The following is a 19,832-nucleotide window of genomic DNA, read 5'->3' on the forward strand; positions in this document are numbered from 1 at the left end:
AATATCCATTGTAAAAGAACAACAAAAAATGACTATATGTTTAATATAGTCATCGAAAATTATATAGTTTTTTTTCATCAATTACTTTAATCAGTTTATTATCTCTTTCAATAATATTTTTATCTTCTAATAATTTAAATTTTCTAGACACTGTTTCGGGACTTGTCCCTAAAAAAGCGGCAAGTTCCTTCATTTTCATGGGTATTTCGATGTAGGATGAAGCTGATGTTTTATGAAGATATGACAAATATAATGCTAGTCGTTCTTCTATCTTTTCCATCGTTAAGAATTGTGTTTGTTTTTCAACTTCTTCCATCTTCATAGCATTAATTGTAAGTAATTTCAGTGATATGTTAGGGTACTGTAGAAGTAAATTTTGAAAATCACTCTGTTTTAATACACAGATTTCTGTATCAGTGATTGCTTCACCATATAGGCTTTCATTGTTAACACCTAACACAAAATTTTCTCCTTCAAAATCTCCGACTTCTGCAATGCGCAGCAATTGTTCTTTACCATTCGATGATAATCGATAGACTTTCATTACACCTTGTGCAACTAATGATAGTTGTGGTTCAGTTTCTGGTGAAAAGATGATATTTCCTTTTTTAAAGTGGTGATGTGTGACTAAATTATTGATCATTTCCTGTTCTTCATACGACAAATGGTTAAATAGCGGCACTCTTTCTACACAAAAATGATGATGACACTTCATCTTTTCACCTCCATTACTGTTATGTTTAAAATAACATATTATTATTTCACTTTCGAACTAATTACTTCATAACCCATGTTTTGAATTGCTGAATTGATTGACTCGATTTCTGTTATGTGTTCATCAAAATCTACTTTTACTTTACTCGCATTAAACATTACCTTTACAGAGTCTTTGTTTACTCCTGACACACTTTTAACTGCACCTTCTATCTTTTGAATACATGATGGACAAGACAATGTTTCTAGTTGAATTGTTGCTTTCATATCCGTTCACTCCTTTATGTGATTTAATTCAATTATATCGCCTTTTGCTTATTATTAACTTGATAGTTATCAAGTTTGGTATTATTTCGATAGCGCATTAATCGCATACCATTTAATATAACAACGATAATGCTCACCTCGTGAACCAACATTCCAATTGTCATATTCATCCATTCAGCGAATATTAAACTTAACAATAATACTAATACAACTCCGAGTGCGATAATGATATTCTGCTTCATATTATTGGATATCTTTTTAGTTAACCCATGAGCATAGGATAATTGCTCCATTGCAGAATGCATAAGTACGACATCTGAAGTTTCAATTGCTACATCTGTTCCGCCGCCCATCGCAATACCAATATTTGCAGTTGCTAGTGACGGACTGTCATTAATACCATCTCCTACAAATGCAACTTTTTCTCCTTTATCTTGTAACATCTTTATATATTCAGCTTTATCTTCGGGTAACATCCCACCCAATGCAATATCAATCGGTAGTTGCTCAGCTACACGATTCACTGTTCCTTGATTATCTCCCGATAAAATGATTAATTTTTTTACTCCTTGATGTTTAAGTTGTAATAAATTTCGTTTTACATCGTGTCTTAATTGATCTTGAATACCAATCATTACTTCCAGCTCCTTATTAATTGCCATAAGCACTATTGATTGACCGGATTCAATTAATTTATTTATTTTTTCACGATTATTATTATTGATTTCAACATCATAATTATGCATTAAACTTAAATTTCCTAGAATAATTTTCTTATCGCCGCTATAAGCCACAATACCTTTTCCTTTAATTACATCAACTTTATCAAAACGAACTATTTTCTGACTTCCGATATCATTTAAAATTGCTTTTGCGAGTGGATGATTCGACTCATGTTCAATACTATAAAGGTAAGATAATATAGATTGTTTATTTTCACCAATAATTTTTTTATAGGCAACGGTAGGATTGCCTTCAGTTAAAGTTCCTGTTTTATCAAAAACAATTGTATCTACTTTACTAAAGTCGTTTATCATTTCACTACCTTTCAGAAGTACACCATGTTTGGCTCCATTTCCAATACCGGTTACATTTGATACTGGTACACCAATTACTAATGCTCCTGGACAGCCTAACACCAGGATAGTAATTGCTAATGCCACATCTCTCGTCAACATACCAACGATTATAGCTAGTAATAGTACAAATGGTGTATAATATTTTGAAAAACGGTCAATGAATTTTTCTGCTGCTGATTTTGAATCTTGTGCTTCTTCAACAAGTTCAATTATTTTACCGAATAATGTATCTTCTCCAACTGTCTCAGTTTGAATACGAATGGTTCCATTCTCAACTATTGTTCCAGCGTATACTTTATCATTTAAGCTCTTCTGAACCCATTTTGATTCACCTGTAATACTTGCTTCATTCAATGCACCGCTTCCATAAACCACATGACCATCTACCGGCACTTTGTCTCCTGTTTTTACTAATAAAATATCATTAGTTGCGACATCATCAATATCGATAGTTTCAGTCTTGCCATGTTCTCGTAAGATTACTACTTTTTCAGGCACAAGTGTAACGAGTGACTGTATAGCTGACCTTGTCTTTTTTAACGTGCGTTTTTCCAAAAATGCACCAAGTAAAAATAGAAATGATACAATTGCTGCCTCCTTAAAGTTCCTAATTAACAATGCACCTAATACAGCTACAGAGACCAAAACATCAATGCTAATCACCTTCACACGTAAAGAATGATATCCTTGTATCAAAATTGGTGATACAGCAAGAATCGATGCTAAACCTAGTAATATTTCAGAAATTAATTGAACTTTAAGCACAAATTCTGCTATCAATCCAACAACAATTAATGTACCGCACAATACCATAATGTAATCTTTACTTTTCATAATGAAACGTTGCATTTTAATTACCTCCTGTTCTTACTTATAATGTAACAAGTTTCATAATATTAAACATTGATAGGTATCAAGAAAAGAGAGTGTGTCTATTGACACACCCTCTTTAAAAAATATTTATCCCAGCACTTGTGCATATTGAGCTTGTTGTAGCTTGTAGTATCTTCCTTTCAGGTTAATGAGTTCCTCATGACTACCCATCTCTGCAATATGTCCATCTTCTATATAAAAAATACGATCTACATCTCTTATCGTTGAAAGTCGATGCGCAATGGTTAATGTCGTTCTTCCTTCAGACAATTGTTTAAATGCTGATTGTATTCGATTCTCAGTTTCAACATCTAAAGCACTCGTTGCTTCGTCAAGTATGATAATTTCTGGATTCTTTAAGAACATGCGCGCGATTGACACACGCTGCTTCTGTCCTCCTGAAAGTTTCGTTCCACGTTCACCAACAATTGTATGTATCCCTTCTGGAAGTGTATCAATAAATGGTTTTAATTGCGCTTTAGTTATTGCATCCATAATCTCCTCATCTGTTGCTTCTAAATTACCATAGGCAATGTTGTCTCTTAACGTACCACTGAACAAGAACACATCTTGTTGAACAAGCCCAATTTTGCTGCGTAAAGATTCAAGTGTCATCTGTTTAATGTCTACATTGTTAATTGCGATACGTCCATCAACCGGATCATAAAATCTCGGTAACATCGAACAAATTGTCGTTTTACCTCCACCACTTGGTCCAACTAAAGCAATCTTTTCACCACGATTTATTGTAAACGATAAATCGTCAAGTATTGTCTTATCACCAAATTTGAATGTTACATTTTCGTATGAAATCACTTGAGGTGTGTCTTCAAACTTAATCGCATTCGGTGCATCTTTAATATCTGTTGTTGTCTTCATTAATTCCTGAAAGTTATTAAACCCTGCAATCCCTTTTGGAAACAATTCAATAATTAAGTTAATCGATTGAAGCGGCTTAAATAATATATCTGTAATCATAATAAACGCTACAAATTCTCCATAACTCATCGCGTTATTCAATACAAAATAACATCCAAGAATCAATACAATAATCAATGTAAATTTCTGTGCCAGATAACCAATCGAACTATTCCATGACATAAAATTATATGCTTTTAATTTCGTTGCACGGAAATCTTCGTTTGTCTGCAGGAAGCGCTTCTCTTCAAAGCGTTCGTTAGTAAATGCCTGTACAAGACGAATACCACCGATACTTTCACTGATAACATCATTAAATTGAGATACGTTGCCAAATAATCTGCGGAATTGTGAAGTCATTTTTTTGTTGAAATAAATTGTTAAGATAAATATTACCGGTACGATACAGAATGTAATAAGCGCAAGCTTCACATCAATCGTGAGCATAATGAGAAGTGCTCCGATAACTGTCATTACAGCGACAAACACTTCCTCTGGACCATGATGTGCGAGTTCTCCGATATCCATCAAATCATTTGTGAGTCTACCGATAAGTTTCCCCGTCTTATTGTTATCGAAGAATCCGAAATTTAATCGCTGAAGATGACGATAAAGCGCATTACGAATATCACGTTCTATATTTGTTCCAAGTTTATGTCCCCAATACGTGACGATAAACTTAAGAACTGTAACAAAGGAAAACACAAGAAATAGTCCTATTGCACCAAGTACAATCATATCCCAATCCTTAGTCGGTAACAGCTTATCGATGAAAAGACTCGTAATCAATGGAAAGACAAGTTCTAAAACTCCAACAAACACTGCAGAACCGAAATCCAGCATAAACAGACCTTTATATGGTTTATAATATTGGAAAAATGATTTCATATACGATACTCCTTAATTAAATTACTTAAATTCATTAACAAAAATACATATATTATATAGTATATAAATCAATATTAACATATCCTGTAATTAAGGCGTCTATAGAAATCTCCCTTACAATGTTATCATCCTTAATACTGTTATTTTTCATGAAAAAAGAGCGGAGATTCATCTCCACCCTTAATTAAGCCATTCCGACATGACCAAGTATTATTTTCTGTACATATCCTTTTTCAACAACAAACTGTATACCGTTACCATTCAGGTTATAGATGTATACACCATCAACTTTTGATGGAATAGCTTTGTTGCCATCTGATATGAGTTTTCCTTTAAACAGATAATCATTACCATATACTTTTTTTACGTTACTGATTTTCAGCTCTTTGTTCTTCAGGCCTAAAGTAGCTGTATATGGATTTTTGTCCCCTTGTTTAAAGAACGTATAGTTCTGATCATATACTTCTTTTGTGTAACCTGTACCTGATACACCAGAGACAATACGCTTTAAATCAACTTTATATTTATTAATCTTCACATTATTGACTTTTACAGCACGCACAAAGTCTTTATCTAATACAAATTTAGCATTTCCACTTGTGTATCCTGAATAATTATAATAAGGCTTTTGAACCTTAACCATCTTCTGTTTAGCAAGTGCATCTTCACCCTGCACTACACCTAGAGACATTGTTGCGACTAATGTTGTTGCTCCTAAAACTTTTGCAAGTTTCTTCATTTTTACCACTCCTAATAAACTATTTCCTAATGGCTCGCATATACGATTACTTTACCCTACTGCGAATACTTAAAACATCACTTAACCTTTGCCCTTTAACATCGCATGCCAGTACATAAATGGAATCGCACGTTTCTTCACTTGATATAGCAATGGATTTGTCTTACCTTGATCAATTGGCATCGACTCTTTCGGTTTCATATCATATCCGAATTCTGCGATAAATGCCTGTCCGTATTCAGTTGCTACAGGACATGCCGTTGCACCATCATAATGGCTAGATAACGGTCTATTATTCATTTGTGATAATAAGTTTTTCACAAGAATAGGCACTTGTTTCCTTACTGCAGCTCCCATCTTTACTGTTGGCAAGTTAGTACAATCACCTAAACCAAATACATTTAGATGACGCACATGCTGTAATGTATTTGGATCTACATCCAGCCATCCTTCAGCATCACTTAAAGTAGATTGCTTTACTACATCAGGTGCACTCATCGGCGGTGTAACGAGTAGCATCGAGAATGGCACCTCATATGTTTCCAAAGCAACTAAATCTTTAAAAGTAGCACGTTGGTTCTTACCATCAACTTTGATTAGTTCCTGATTCAATCCATACTCAATATCCTTATTATTCAAATGCATTTCAATATATGCTCTATACTTTTCTACAGGAAATAGCGTATCTCTTCCCGTCTTAAAGATTAAATGTGGTTGATCCTTTTTCTTGTCATGAACAAACTCATCAAAAGTAAATATTGAATTTTCTGGTGAGACCCCGCCTTTAATTACTGATTTCGGTTTCGTTACAATAATATTGCCCTCATTTGTCTGTTTCAACGTCTTGTACGTATAGTCTAAATAATCATAAAGATAGTTCGTACATACACCATTCTTCCCTAAAGTATCTTCTAAACCTTCTATCTTATTGAAGTCAAGCTGGATGCCAAGCGCTACAACTAAATATTCATACATCACATATTCACCATTATCCAAATGGACTTTACGTTCAACCGGCTGAATAAGTTTCACCTTTTGCTGTTCGTGATCAATTCCATTCGGTATAACTTTTTTCATCGGCTTAACCGTATCTTTCTTCTTTTCATCCCCAGAACCTACCAGTGGCCAAGCTGGCTGATATGCATGTTTATCCGCATGATCAATAATAAGTATATCTTTTACCCCTGCATTTTTTAATCTACTTGCAGTTGATATACCACCAGCACCTGCTCCAAGTATTACAACTTTGTATTTTTTTATCATTATCTCACCCCTTATAAAATATGTTTATTCTTTTTAATACCCTTAATACACTTTTCTATTCATTTTGCATATACCTCACATGATAAATTGACTATTGGTATAATAAAATGAGTAGGCTTTTAATAGAAAGATTATTTTTAATACATATTACTCATTATTATGTCGCAATTAATCTATAATTGAGTCTATATCTAGACATTAAATTTTATAGAAATGAGGAAAACAGATGTTCTTAGCCTGGAAAGAAATCATGCATAACAAACTCAAGTTCTCACTGATTATCGGTGTACTTGTTTTAATTTCATATTTATTATTTTTAATATCCGGACTATCCAATGGCTTAATGGGAATGAACAGAGAAGCAATTGATAAATGGAATCCAGATGCAATTGTCGTCACGAAAGAATCTAACAGAAACTTAGCACAATCTTTAATGGAGAAAGATGCATTAGATAATAAGTTCGATAAAATTGCTCCAATTAAGAATCTTGCAGTGATCATCGCAAAAGGTGATAAAAAACAAAATACATTATTATTCGGGATAGATAAAGACACATTCATCAATCCTAATATTACAGAAGGTAAGTCATTTAACGATGATTACGAAGTGGTTGCGAACGATAGTTTAAAACAAAAAGGCTTTAAACTCGGAGATACTGTTGATATTGCAGGTAGTGATGAAGATTTAAAGATTGTTGGATTTACCAATAACGCAAAATATAATGCAGCGAATGTGTTGTACAGTAATAATGCATCTGCAGACAAACTTTCTATGAACCGTTTGAAAGATAAAGCGAATGCATTTTTAATTAAAGATTCGAATTATAAAGCACAAAAAATCGATAGTGACTTTGAAGCAATTGATAAAGAAACGTTTATTACTAAGTTGCCAGGTTACACAGAACAAAAGCTGACGCTAGATGTCATGAGTTATTTCTTATTTACGATTGCAACATTTATTATCGGGATATTCCTTTATATATTAACGATTCAAAAAGCACCCGTATTTGGTCTACTTAAAGCACAAGGGATTAGCAATGGCTTCTTAGCGCGATCATTAATCATCCAGACGTTAATCTTATCAGTTATCGCTGTCGTCATTGCACTGATACTTACTATAATCACTGCTAACATTATACCTGATGTTGTACCAATAAAGTTTGTATGGTCAATGATTGGAATTTATGCCGGCGTTATTATATTAACAGCGATTATCGGTGGATTATTCTCTATCCGTTCAATCCAAAAAGTAGATCCATTAAAAACGATAGGATAAGGTGAGCATATGGTATTAACATTAAAAGAAGTTAACAAATCATTTGGTAAAGACCAAACTTATGTCGAAGCATTAAAACCCGTTGATTTCCATATCAATGCAGGAGAAATGGTAGCTGTCATCGGCCCATCAGGTTCTGGTAAAAGTACATTCTTAACCATCGCCGGATTACTTCAGCAACCAACAAACGGTACAATAATAATCGATAATGATGATGTAAGTAAACTTTCAGAGAAACAACGCGCGAAACTACGTCTTAAAAAGATAGGTTTTATATTACAGTCGTCAAATTTAGTCCCTTTCTTAAAGGTGAAAGATCAGTTTAAGCTACTAGACAAAGTGAATAAAAATCATATTGAAACAGCTGAATTTCAAAGTCAGGTAAAACAACTAGGCCTTGAAAATGTGCTCAATCAATTCCCTGCTGAACTCTCAGGCGGACAACGTCAACGTGTTGCAATTCTTAAAGCGATGTACACTAACCCTTCGCTTATTCTGGCTGATGAACCGACAGCAAGTTTAGATGGGAAACGTGCAGTTGAAGTGATTCAAATGATTCGTACAATCGTTAAAGACAGTAATAAAGCAGCGATTGTTGTAACGCATGATACGAGGTTACTTGAGTATTTCGATAAAGTGTACCATATGGAAGATGGGATACTAGAACAACAGTAAGAGGTGAAATATATGACGGAACACCTTATAGAAGGTATAGCGGTGGATGAACAAGGAAGATGTGCCCATTATAACGCGCCAGTAGACATAGTGTGCTATAAATTTCCTGATAGCAATACATATTACCCCTGTCATTTATGTTATGAAGAGATTAATCATAAATCTCCAGCTGAAAAATATCCGATACATTCTGAAGTGCCAGCAGTTTTATGTGGTGTTTGCCAAACAGAGATTCCAATTAATCAATATGTAAATGTTACTCAATGTCCAAACTGTACGCATCCATTCAATCCAGGATGTAAAAATCACTTTCACTATTATTTTGAAATTTAATAAGCACAAGGAAGGAATTAAACTCCTTTCTTGTGCTTTTAATCATATTATATATTCATCTTATGGGAATAACTTTTAGCGCTTTATTTTTCCTGTATTCGCATCGTTCTGTCCTCAAGATATTTTGAATCTAACGTCTTAGCAAGTATCTTAGTTTCTAATCCAAATAATGACATCACAATAAGGTGGATACGTGCCTGTGTAATAGAGTAAATAAACCATGGCAGTGACGGCTCATATTCATGGATAGCAATTAAACACTCATTTGTATCAAGGATACGTCTGAATTCCAGGCGTGCACGACTATTATCACTCACTTTAGCAAATTTACCGCCTTTAATAAAGAATAGCACTCTATTTTCTGAAGAGCGTTCTTTTGAATTCTCTAGTACTAATATCGGATCTTTAAAGATCGGTAATGTAATACTCAAAACCCCATTTTCTATCGATGTATTAATAAATGAGTAACCAATACGAGATAACCAATTGACATAGTAATTTGCAGTCTGTTCAATCGACCAGCTTGACGGAATTGTAATACGTTGAACAGATTTAACATCATTTTTCTTTAACTGTGTCGCAATAGATGGTGCAGATTTCTTCTTCTCTTTATCTTTACTTTCTGAAAGTGCAATTGCTATACTTTCATCTAAAGGTGTTGGTGCATTCGAAATGCCTTCTACATAATTCCTCTTAGATGGCGTCATGTCATGAACGAGACTATCAATTAATGGATAAACTAACTCCTTAGGCTCCCCAGTTATTAACGATACCGGTAATTTAGTAGCCCATACTGGAATAAACGGTACATCTAACATCGGGAGTTTCTTGACCATTACTTTAGCTGTAGCTTCAAACATACCTTTATAATCTGTAACATTATGATATATATCAATTACTTCGTTGGTTTCGGGTTTACGCGTTACTAAAGTAGCTAAACCTTTTACAACATCTTTAAGTGCTACCGGTGCTGTTTTACTGTAAGCCCATTTTGGTAGCACAAGTGCTGGTAAACGTTTCGTTAGTTTCTTTAATATTGGGAAAGACGAGCCTTTAGGTCCGATAATAAGTCCAGCTCGTAATGTTGATACTGGTACTCCATAAGATCCAAGAATCTTTTCACATTCCTTACGACTGTATAAATGATCAGATAAATTCGTATCGTCTTCATCCGGCATAATACCACTCATAAAAATGATGTGTTTTACGCCCTGATTTTTAGCAGCACGGGCAAAGTTATCCGCCAATATCGCATCCATGTCCATAAATGACGCTTGAGTCAGCTTTGCTGAAGGCATCATAGAGTGTACAAGATAGATCGCAGTATGAACGCCCTCCATCGCTTCTTCTACATCTTTCAAAGAGAAGAGATCAACCTTCTTCCATGTTACATTTTTTTCGTTTTCTTTATTATCTATACTGCGTGAAGCAGCTATGATTTCATAGTCTTCTTTAAGTTGTTTAAGTAAGTTGCCACCAATATAACCGGAAGCACCTGTAAGTAAAATCTTCATGAATATTCCTCCCCTTTTTTCTAATACTCTTCAATACCCCAAAGCGAATGTATTAACCATTTTTTTCAAATAAAAAGTCATTATTCTTTTTAAGAGCGTTGCATTGTTTTTCACACGTAATAGATGGATTCTCAATCGTACCTGACGCCTCTCATGATGGTGTTAAAGACTTTGTAGAACTTGTTGTTCCTATATTGCAAGAACGCGGATTATTCCATACAGAATATGAAGGTGAAACATTACGTGAGAATCTAGGTGTTTCTTATGAGTATGGATTGAATCACTTGAAAAGTATAAAGAGTAAGTGCTGATAAATATCAATTACCAGCACTTACTCTTTATTTTACCTATTTAAGTTACTCTCACAATTACTTTTTTATAAATTCAATATATTGCTTCTTACCTTCTATCAATTCACTCTCAGTTGCATGATTGACCGTACCGTACTGCGCAAAGTGTCCAACATAATTTGTTCCAACATAATGGAACGTTGATTCAAATGGTGTAAGTAATTCATTTAATGTAAACTTATTGAATCCTTCTGCAGTGTAATCCGATTCCGGACTACCTACAGTGACAGCTAACCCAAATAACTTACCATTTAGTTTTGTGCCTTTAGGTCCATATGCATAATTAAATAAGAACACTTCATCAAAATATTGTTTTAATAATGGTGGGCTGCTGTACCAATAGAAAGGAAATTAAAAGATTACTTTACCGTACTTTAGCAACCTCTGTGAACAACCCGGATGATTATTATCTTCTTCTTTTCGTGAATGCTCTTGCACCATGTGTTTTAGCAAGGTCAAATAATGGACTCCATGCATTTGTGTGTACTACCGGCATTTGATCATTACCTAACTTTCTAATTTGCTGCTCGTAATAAGCAATGCCGATAAATCCGCCTAACATTTTATCCAACGCTTTTACTTTAGTTGTCAGTCTCGGAATCGTCATATCTTCATACGTTCCATTCTGAAGTTGATTTGGTAATTCAGGGTTTAATACGAGTGGGCGTGCAATGCCGATCATCGCTACTTTGGTATTTGTAATCGCATCAATCATACTTTCTTGTTTGCGGAATCCTCCGATAACTGAGATTGGCACATCTACTATCTCACTGATTTGTTTTGCATAATCTAAAAAGTATACTTCCCCATCACCCATCATTTCAGGTTTCTCATAATCTCCACCTGAAATTTCAATATGATCAATACCTAATTCAGCCATTTTCTTAATGACTGCAATTGAATCATCTAACGAGAATCCTTTATCATTGAAGTCTGTTGAATTGATCTTCAGGCTGATCGGGAAATCTTCACCTAACGCTGCTCTCATTCCTGTGTAAATATCAATTAAGAATTGCATACGTTTCTCTAATGTTCCGCCATATTCATCAAAGCGATGATTGTCTCTTGATGATAAGAACTGACTTACTAAATAACCGTGTGCACCATGAATCTGAACACCAGTAAATCCTGCTTGCTTCGCTACTACTGCTGCTGTAACAAAGCGTTCAATCGTCTCTTTAATTTCATTGATTGTCATTTCACGCGGTGGATTAAATGCACTACCTGCATCTCCTCCAATCGGGATCGCACTTGGCGCGATTGGCTGCTTTGATACGGATTTAGGGCTTTGTTTACCTGGATGATTGATTTGCATCCAAATATGACTACCATTGCGTTTACCAGCGTCTGCCCAACGTGTTAATATATCTAAATCTCTATCATCTTCAATGACGACGTTGCCAGGCTCACCAAGATAGCGTCTATCTACCATAACATTTCCTGTAAGTGACATCCCTATGCCACCATCAGCCCAATGTTCATAAGCATTAACCAGCGCTTCAGTCGGACGATGTGTTTTGTCACCCATCCCTTCGCTCATCGCACCTTTATATAATCTATTTTTTATCGTTACACCATTTTTTAATACAAGTGGTTCGAATAATTTGTCTACTGACATGTATTTCACTCCTAATATTATTTTATATAATTACTTTTTTATCATCAATTATCGATATTATTATTTTATTAATGTCGACTTTAATATCTTTACTATATATTATTTGACGTTATTATAAATCATTCAACTGACTTAGACGGTGCTCCAATGCTTCAAAGTCTATAATACGTGCTTGTCTATGAAATTCTCTACCTTGTGCGTTTAATATAATGACCGGTGCAGTAAATAGAGACAACTGTCCTGCCGCTTCCGGGATTTCATTAACTAAAATCTTTGCGCTCGGTATATCATAATTTTCTAACAATCGTTCTACTTTCGGAAGGTCTGCGTGACAAACGCTACATCCTTCACTCATTACATATAATACAAACTTCTCTTGATTCATTTTATCTACCAATGTGTCATAATCCTTAATGTGTTCCATTACCACACCTCCAAAGTGGTATCATCATACTACGTTTTATTTTTTTATTCATTTTATTTGCTTATTTTATAATCAATAACCTGTATTTATTTATCCTTTATATCGTTCTTCTCTTCTCCATCTCATCAGCTAAGCGGTTATCATCCTGATTATCACTATCACGTAAATTCAAGACGATATTTTTATAATCTTTGTCACTTCTATTCTGACTTAGTTTATATTTAAGACTCGCTTCACGAACCTTTACTTTATATCCGATAACACCTTTTGCTTGTTTTAATACATCTTCACTTAATGTATCGAACGTTCTTGCATTTTCACCTGTTTCATATTGATCAGTCAAACGTTTTAAGTCCTTCATCAGCTCATCTTGATCGAGTACAGCACATTCCCCTTTTAGCTGCGCTGCCTGATAATTCCATGTTGATACCTCTTCTTGTTCATACCAAGAAGACGATACATAACCATGTGCACCGGTAAATTGAATCAGTACATTATCATTGTTTGTAAGCGTTTTATTTTGTGGATTCGGTCTTGCTAAATGAAATGACAACACAATTTCATCATCAACTACATCAACCAATACTGGTACTTGGGATGCGTAAGGCACATCATTATGTGATGATATAACTGTTGCAAATGGATTTCTAAGTAAGAAAGTAATCAAAGCATTGAAATCTTCTACTTTAAATAATTTTGGTAAAAACATAAGAACATCCCCTAACAACTATTATTTATTTATTTAATAGACTACCATTCTTTAATGTGCCCTTCATCTCTTAAAGCGTTTAATCGATTTGTTACATCTACGTTTATTACGTTTGATTCTTGTTTCATTACTTGCACACTATCTTTCTCACTATTTATGTAAAAACTTAAAATACAAAGAGAAACTCACGATTTGGATGATCGTATGGATCATTGTATATACCGTATATTTTAGTATTCATGTTATATAATTCGAAAGCGATTATAATAAGAATTATTTGTCATAAAATATTCTTCAGAAGTATTATTAAATTTTATGTATTTTCTTTAAACATTATTTTGAATATTTATCAATTAGTCGTATAATTAAATTGGGCACAAATATTGTTTTAAAAACTTAAATATGAAAAGGGGTTTTTATATGAAAGAGGCAACATCTCACATGGTCAGCATTATTTTAAATGGCAAACCAATGGATGTCCCTACTCAAGTAAGTATTTTAGATTACTTGCGTTATAAAGGTATTGATGTACCAGCACTTTGTTATCATCCAGATTTAGGTGCCATTGAAACTTGTGATGCTTGTATCGTTGAAGTTAATGGGGAACTCGTTCGTGCATGTAGTACTGAATTAAAAGACGGAGACGTTGTTAGAACAGGCTCAAGCGATGCATTTGAGGCACAAATGATCGCTATGGATAGAATATTAGCAAATCATGAACTTTACTGTACTGTTTGTGATTTTAATAATGGTAATTGTACAGTACATAATACAGTTAAAAACTTAAAGATTGATCATCAGGCAACTGCGCAGTCACCAAAAGGTGCTCCAAAGAATGTTGGTAAATTCTATCGCTATGATCCAGATCAATGTATTCTTTGTGGTCGCTGTGTTCAAGCTTGTCAGAATGTACAGGTAAACGAAACATTAATGATTGACTGGGAATTAGAACGTCCACGTGTTATTTGGGATGGCAATACTGATCTAAATATCGATGATTCATCATGTGTAAACTGTGGTCACTGTTCAACAGTATGTCCATGTAATGCAATGATGGAGGTTGGTATGGTCGGTGAAGCAGGTTTCTTAACAGGTATGCTTAAAGATGCATTCCGCCCAGCAGTAGAAGTTACAAAAGCTGTTGAAACTGGTTATACTCCGTTAATGGCAATTTCAGATGTTGAGGCAGAAATGCGTAATGATAGAATTAAAAAGACTAAAACAGTATGTACATACTGTGGTGTTGGATGTTCATTTGAAGTATGGACAAAAGACCGCGAAATCTTAAAAGTTGAACCATCGCCAGAAAGTCCAGCAAACCAAATTTCAACATGTGTTAAAGGTAAATTTGGTTGGGATTTCGTAAATTCTGGTGAACGTTTAACGAAGCCGTTAATTCGTGAAGCTGATGGCTTTAGAGAAGCAACCTGGGAAGAAGCATTGAACTTAATCTCAAGTAAATTTAAAGAAACAATCGATACACGTGGACCAGAAAGGTTAGCGTTTATCACATCATCAAAATGTACAAATGAAGAATCTTACTTAATGCAAAAATTAGCACGTCAAGTAATAGGAACAAATAACGTCGATAACTGTTCACGCTATTGCCAATCACCTGCAACGATGGGATTATGGAGAACAGTAGGTCACGGTGGTGACTCAGGTTCAATTACTGATATCGGAAGCGCTGGATTAATCATCGGTTTAGGTACAAACACAGCTGAAGCACATCCAGTTATCGCAACACGTGTGAAGAGTGCCCAAAAATTACGTGGTGCAAAATTATTAGTTGCAGATATTCGTAAACATGAACTTGCTGAACGTGCTGATATGTTTGTTCGTCCTAACCCAGGAAGTGACTTAGTATGGCTAAATGCTGTTACAAAATATATCATCGATAACAACTGGCAAGATCAGGAGTTTATCGATAAACACGTAAATAATTACGAAGCTTTAGTAGAAGGATTACAAAAATATACAATTGAATATGCTGCAAAACATACAGGTATGAGTGAAGCAGAAATCATCAAGATTGCTGAAATGATTCACGAAGCAAAATCAACTGTAGTTATGTGGGCGATGGGTGTTACGCAACAACGTGGAGGTAGTGATACTTCTACTGCAATCTCTAATATGTTACTTGTTACTGGTAACTACATGAAACCAGGTGCAGGATCATACCCATTACGTGGTCACAATAACGTTCAAGGCGCATCAGATATGGGTAGTATGCCAACGCATTTACCTGGTTACCAAAAAATTTCAGACAAAGCAGTACTTGATAAGTTCGGCAAAGCATGGGGCGTAGAAATGAATCCTAATGTTGGTCAAAACAACCATCAAATGGTTGATGCAATGCATGCCGATGAATTAGATGTGTTATACCTTAAAGGTGAAGATATGGGTATCGTTGATTCTAATATCAACTATGTACGTGAAGGATTTGAGAAATTGAAATTCTTCGTTGTTCAAGATATCTTCTTCTCTAAAACTGCAGAATATGCAGATGTTATCTTACCTGCATCTCCAAGTTTTGAGAAAGAAGGTACATTCTCAAATACAGAACGTCGTATCCAACGTCTATATCAAGTAATGGAACCTTTAGAAGGTACGAAACCAGACTGGAGAATCATCCAGGAAATCGCACAACACTTAGGTGCTAATTGGCACTACAGTCATCCAGGCGAAATCATGGATGAAATCGCATCACTTACACCGATTTATTCTGGTGTATCATACGATAGACTTGAAGGCTTTAACAGTTTACAATGGCCAGTTCATGAAGATGGTACAGATTCACCATTATTATTTACAGATGGCTTCCCATTTGAAGATAAGAAAGCTAAATTCTTCCCTGTTGACTGGACTGAACCAACTGAATATGCTGAAGAATACGATATCCATGTTAATAACGGACGTATACTTGAGCACTTCCATGAAGGTAATATGACTTATCAAGTTAAAGGTCTTGCAATGGAGACACCTGAAGCATTCTTAGAAGTATCTCAAGAATTAGCAGATGAAAAAGGACTCCATACTGGTAACTTAGTAAGACTTCAATCACCTTATGGTAAAGTTGATGTTCGCGTATTAATTACTGACCGTGTATTCGGTAAAGAAGTATACTTACCAATGAACGATAATGGCGATGCAGCAATTAACCTATTATCTAGTTCAATTGCAGATAAAGATACATCAACACCAGCATATAAAGAGACAAAAGCTAAATTAATCATCTTAGATAATAGTAGAAAATCACCATTACCAGAAAACAACTTCCGCTTCGGTAAACGTGTACCTCAAATGGGCGTAAATGTTCAAGGTAAATGGAATAGAACTGATTACGTATTCCCTGGAGATATCGTTAAATCAAGAAGAGGTGATAAATAATGGCGCAACCTACTAGAGTAGTTAAACCGATGGAAGTAGATGTTGAAGCAGTACGTGCAAAAGAATTACGTGAACTAGAAGATCAGTTAATTCAACATAAAGATACACTCCATAAATTATTTAGATTGCTAGAGCAACTTGATGATCATGAAGCGTTAAATGCAGCAAATGCTGCATTAGCGCAAAGTGATTCTATCCTGACACGTATACTAAAAGCCGTTAATGAAACTGAGACAGACCAGGCTATTAGAAATGCACTATTACTTGTGCAAGGATTAGGAAAATTCAACTTTAGTGATATCGAACCGATGATTTTAAAGTTTAATAAAGGTTTAAAACTTTCAACAGAGTATAACCAAAGTAAACCATTAGGTTGGCTAGGATTACTTAATGTATTAACAAATAAAGACTTTATTGAAGGATCTATCGTATTAACGAAATTTGTTAAAGGATTCGGTACGTCATTTGATCAATTGAAGAAAGAACAAGGTGTCGTTGATCCTGTGCATACTAATGTAGGAGAAGTTAAAGATGTGCATCATGTTGAGTTACCAAGTAAAGTAGCGAAAGATGACGTAAAGCAACAATCTATCTCACACAAAGAAACTTCTCAATCAAACGCTAAGTTTTACGGGGTTGTAGCAGGTGCTGCAGCATTAGGTGTTAGTGCTTTATTGATGAGAAAATAGTATCAATAATAACATATAGAAAACAACAAAACCACAAGTCTTCAAAAGAAGACTTGTGGTTTTGTTGTTTATTTATTTGATTTAAATAGAAATATTAAATTAAACTATTTCTCATCTTTGAAACTTGCAAGTAACGATGCAGTATTCAACGCCAAAATATTCCTTGCATTCTTCGTAGCATCATAGCTTTGACCGGCTTTTAAGTGCGAATAGATGGCACCTAACATTACGCCACCAACAAGCAATGAACCTGCCTGATTAAATTTCTTATTAAAAATAGATAAAGCTAGTAATGCCGCACCAGTCGTTTCAACGCCACCGATTAATTTCATAAATTCTTTAGAGTAACCAAACTCTTCAAACATTTTAACTAAGTTTTCATCTTCCTGAAGCTTACCCTTACCTGCGTTAAACATTTCTTTAGCAATAAATAAGTTATTAATATAATTTAACATAGTATCTGCTCCCTTATTATTAATAGTTTATTAGTACTATAACCTTAAAAATAACTTTAAAAACATTAGATTTAAATGAAAAACGTATGGTCATAAGCCCCATACGTTTCAGCAAAACTAATTTTTATTGTTTTTTAAATCATCAATCTTACCTTTAATATTATCTGAAACATTTTCAACAGTTTCTTTCACTTTACCTAATGCCTTGTTTTCTTTACCTTCATTTTCTAATGCTTTGTTTCCCGTAAAATTACCCACATTTTCTTGTACATTGCCTTTAATTTGATCGAATTTACCTTCTGACATTTATATCTCTCCTTTTGCCTTATTTATTTACTCATCTATATTATAATACTTTCTAGTTATTATATCCAATAATATACATTTTAGTCTTAAATTATAATAATAGTTGTACAATAGCATAATTTGACAGTGATGTGACATTTGATTATAAAAGCATTATAAAATTATTTTTTGCGTTTTCTTGAGAAAAGGAAACTAATCATAGCTATAGCTAACAGTAAAATAGCAACTGAAACTAAAGTAGTATTACGTCGTTCCCCTGAATCAGGTAAACTAGATTGATGCATCGAATTACTTGTACTCATTTGTTTAACTGGTGCGGTTGTTTGAGTTGCAGGTTCCGCTTCAATATTATCTACAAAACTATCAGCAAAACCACTTGTTAAATCAGACGATTCTTCTGACTTCAATTTTGCATTGAGTCGCTCTAATTTATCAGCTTTTTCTTTAAGATCATTTTTTAGGATATCTAGTGATTGCATGTTAAATGAATCATCACTTATATTATTATGGCTCTTTAAATTTTGAAGTCTTTCAATTAAAGCTTTATTTCTTTCTGATAATGTAGAAATATCAAACCCACTATTTAATAGATGATTAAAATTAAAATCATACTGATGTAATTTTAAATAAGATTTTAACGTATTATTTAAAATATCAATCACTTTTCTTTCATATTGTAAATCAGTAATCACTTTTTGCTCAAGCTTATCCAATAATCCTTGAAGTGCTTGGTTGTCAGCATCAGTCAACCACTTATCTTTAATCGTTACATCAGGTAAACTCGGCGTATTAATAACAATTTTATCTTTTACACTCTCTACACGCTGCACTTTGTTATCAATATCCTCTACTTTAGAATCAATTCGATTCTTAACGTCCTGCTTCACTTTTTCATATTCAGCTTTATCCTGTTTTACCGTCTCAATTACTTGATCTGCTTTGTCCTTAATTTCCTGATGCTGTTTCTCTATATGCTCATTTTTCTCCTTCAGAACATTTATATCTTCTTTTGCATTATTGATGACTTCACGATTTTGTTTTATATCCGCCTTAGTACGCTCAATCTCTTGTCTTATCGATTGTCTCTTTGTATCAAGTTCAGTATGCAGTTGACTAGCATCATTTTGTAATTTCTCCGAGATAGTACTCGCATCCGCTTTTGAGTACGGAACAGCAATCGAAAAGGTTAAACAAGCTGCAATAATTGTTTTTGTCAGTTTATACTTTTTCATATAATTTATCTCCTAATATATCTTAATATAATAAATTCAGTTTAATTATTGTAACATACTTTTCAGTATTTTTCTTCCATAAAGTCATTTTACATTTAAATCAATTGATATTTTTCGGTC

General features: G+C 34.2%; 18 protein-coding genes and 2 pseudogenes. 6 read left to right on the plus strand and 14 right to left on the minus strand.

Annotated elements, in window-relative coordinates; translation table 11 throughout:
* Positions 1 to 49 precede the first annotated feature (49 nt).
* The 6 genes from BHX94_RS04955 to BHX94_RS04980 form a co-directional block, all read right to left on the minus strand.
* Positions 50 to 715 carry a Crp/Fnr family transcriptional regulator gene (locus BHX94_RS04955; RefSeq protein WP_111745172.1) on the minus strand — a complete coding sequence of 222 codons (666 nt, stop codon included), beginning with the start codon at positions 713 to 715 and terminating at the stop codon, positions 50 to 52.
* A 41-nt stretch (positions 716 to 756) separates the two neighbouring features.
* The gene (locus BHX94_RS04960) at positions 757 to 981 is read right to left on the minus strand and encodes a heavy-metal-associated domain-containing protein (protein ID WP_096077435.1); all 225 of its coding nucleotides are present in this window, start codon (positions 979 to 981) and stop codon (positions 757 to 759) included.
* Between the two features lie 32 nt (positions 982 to 1,013).
* Entirely contained in the window at positions 1,014 to 2,909 is a 1,896-nt protein-coding gene (locus tag BHX94_RS04965; protein ID WP_111745173.1) for a heavy metal translocating P-type ATPase, read from the minus strand.
* Between the two features lie 111 nt (positions 2,910 to 3,020).
* Positions 3,021 to 4,739 (minus strand): ABC transporter ATP-binding protein, encoded by a 1,719-nt coding sequence (locus tag BHX94_RS04970; protein ID WP_111745174.1) that lies wholly within the window; start codon positions 4,737 to 4,739, stop codon positions 3,021 to 3,023.
* 184 nt (positions 4,740 to 4,923) lie between these two features.
* Entirely contained in the window at positions 4,924 to 5,478 is a 555-nt protein-coding gene (isaB, locus tag BHX94_RS04975; protein ID WP_111745175.1) for an immunodominant staphylococcal antigen IsaB family protein, read from the minus strand.
* Positions 5,479 to 5,559: 81 nt separating this feature from the next.
* Positions 5,560 to 6,741, minus strand: coding sequence for an NAD(P)/FAD-dependent oxidoreductase (locus BHX94_RS04980; RefSeq protein WP_111745176.1), 1,182 nt, complete (start codon positions 6,739 to 6,741; stop codon positions 5,560 to 5,562).
* 226 nt (positions 6,742 to 6,967) lie between these two features.
* On the opposite strand from BHX94_RS04980, the gene BHX94_RS04985 reads away from it, so the two are divergent.
* The 3 genes from BHX94_RS04985 to BHX94_RS04995 are packed head-to-tail and all read left to right on the plus strand — an operon-like array spanning position 6,968 to position 9,025.
* Positions 6,968 to 8,017, plus strand: a complete 1,050-nt coding sequence (locus BHX94_RS04985; RefSeq protein WP_111745177.1) for an ABC transporter permease — start codon at positions 6,968 to 6,970, stop codon at positions 8,015 to 8,017.
* Positions 8,018 to 8,026: 9 nt separating this feature from the next.
* On the plus strand, positions 8,027 to 8,692 hold the full coding sequence (locus BHX94_RS04990) for an ABC transporter ATP-binding protein (RefSeq protein ID WP_099578899.1): 666 nt from the start codon (positions 8,027 to 8,029) through the stop codon (positions 8,690 to 8,692).
* A 12-nt stretch (positions 8,693 to 8,704) separates the two neighbouring features.
* Positions 8,705 to 9,025, plus strand: coding sequence for a CHY zinc finger protein (locus tag BHX94_RS04995; protein ID WP_111745178.1), 321 nt, complete (start codon positions 8,705 to 8,707; stop codon positions 9,023 to 9,025).
* 83 nt (positions 9,026 to 9,108) lie between these two features.
* Here the strand turns inward: BHX94_RS04995 and BHX94_RS05000 are convergent, their stop codons facing one another.
* Positions 9,109 to 10,539, minus strand: coding sequence for an NAD(P)H-binding protein (locus tag BHX94_RS05000; protein ID WP_111745179.1), 1,431 nt, complete (start codon positions 10,537 to 10,539; stop codon positions 9,109 to 9,111).
* Between the two features lie 122 nt (positions 10,540 to 10,661).
* Between BHX94_RS05000 and BHX94_RS05005 the strand changes: the two are divergent.
* Positions 10,662 to 10,850: pseudogene (locus tag BHX94_RS05005) on the plus strand (hypothetical protein); the annotation flags it as partial.
* A gap of 57 nt (positions 10,851 to 10,907) precedes the next feature.
* On the opposite strand, the pseudogene BHX94_RS05010 reads toward BHX94_RS05005, so the two are convergent.
* From BHX94_RS05010 to BHX94_RS05025, 4 genes and pseudogenes are all read right to left on the minus strand, one after another.
* Positions 10,908 to 11,228: pseudogene (locus BHX94_RS05010) on the minus strand (NAD(P)H-dependent oxidoreductase); the annotation flags it as partial.
* A gap of 67 nt (positions 11,229 to 11,295) precedes the next feature.
* A complete protein-coding gene (locus tag BHX94_RS05015) occupies positions 11,296 to 12,507 on the minus strand; it encodes an NADH:flavin oxidoreductase/NADH oxidase family protein (RefSeq protein ID WP_111745181.1) in 1,212 nt (403 codons plus the stop codon).
* A gap of 112 nt (positions 12,508 to 12,619) precedes the next feature.
* Positions 12,620 to 12,931, minus strand: coding sequence for a thioredoxin family protein (locus BHX94_RS05020; RefSeq protein ID WP_111745182.1), 312 nt, complete (start codon positions 12,929 to 12,931; stop codon positions 12,620 to 12,622).
* 97 nt (positions 12,932 to 13,028) lie between these two features.
* A complete protein-coding gene (locus BHX94_RS05025; protein ID WP_111745183.1) occupies positions 13,029 to 13,640 on the minus strand; it encodes an FMN-binding negative transcriptional regulator in 612 nt (203 codons plus the stop codon).
* A 420-nt stretch (positions 13,641 to 14,060) separates the two neighbouring features.
* On the opposite strand from BHX94_RS05025, the gene fdhF reads away from it, so the two are divergent.
* The gene (gene fdhF, locus BHX94_RS05030) at positions 14,061 to 17,030 is read left to right on the plus strand and encodes a formate dehydrogenase subunit alpha (RefSeq protein WP_111745184.1); all 2,970 of its coding nucleotides are present in this window, start codon (positions 14,061 to 14,063) and stop codon (positions 17,028 to 17,030) included.
* Positions 17,030 to 17,719: a helical membrane plugin domain-containing protein gene (locus BHX94_RS05035; RefSeq protein WP_111745185.1), complete on the plus strand. Its 690-nt coding sequence runs from the start codon at positions 17,030 to 17,032 to the stop codon at positions 17,717 to 17,719. Before fdhF ends, BHX94_RS05035 begins: the two co-directional genes overlap by 1 nt.
* A 104-nt stretch (positions 17,720 to 17,823) precedes the next feature.
* Here BHX94_RS05035 and BHX94_RS05040 read toward each other — a convergent pair whose 3' ends face one another.
* From BHX94_RS05040 to BHX94_RS05050, 3 genes are all read right to left on the minus strand, one after another.
* Entirely contained in the window at positions 17,824 to 18,174 is a 351-nt protein-coding gene (locus BHX94_RS05040) for a DoxX family protein (protein WP_111745186.1), read from the minus strand.
* 117 nt (positions 18,175 to 18,291) lie between these two features.
* On the minus strand, positions 18,292 to 18,480 hold the full coding sequence (locus BHX94_RS05045; RefSeq protein ID WP_111745187.1) for a CsbD family protein: 189 nt from the start codon (positions 18,478 to 18,480) through the stop codon (positions 18,292 to 18,294).
* A 161-nt stretch (positions 18,481 to 18,641) separates the two neighbouring features.
* The gene (locus tag BHX94_RS05050) at positions 18,642 to 19,712 is read right to left on the minus strand and encodes an LPXTG cell wall anchor domain-containing protein (RefSeq protein ID WP_111745188.1); all 1,071 of its coding nucleotides are present in this window, start codon (positions 19,710 to 19,712) and stop codon (positions 18,642 to 18,644) included.
* Between the last annotated feature and the right edge of the window lie 120 nt (positions 19,713 to 19,832).

This window comes from Macrococcoides bohemicum (genome assembly GCF_003259675.1).
In the GTDB taxonomy this organism is placed as follows: domain Bacteria; phylum Bacillota; class Bacilli; order Staphylococcales; family Staphylococcaceae; genus Macrococcoides; species Macrococcoides bohemicum.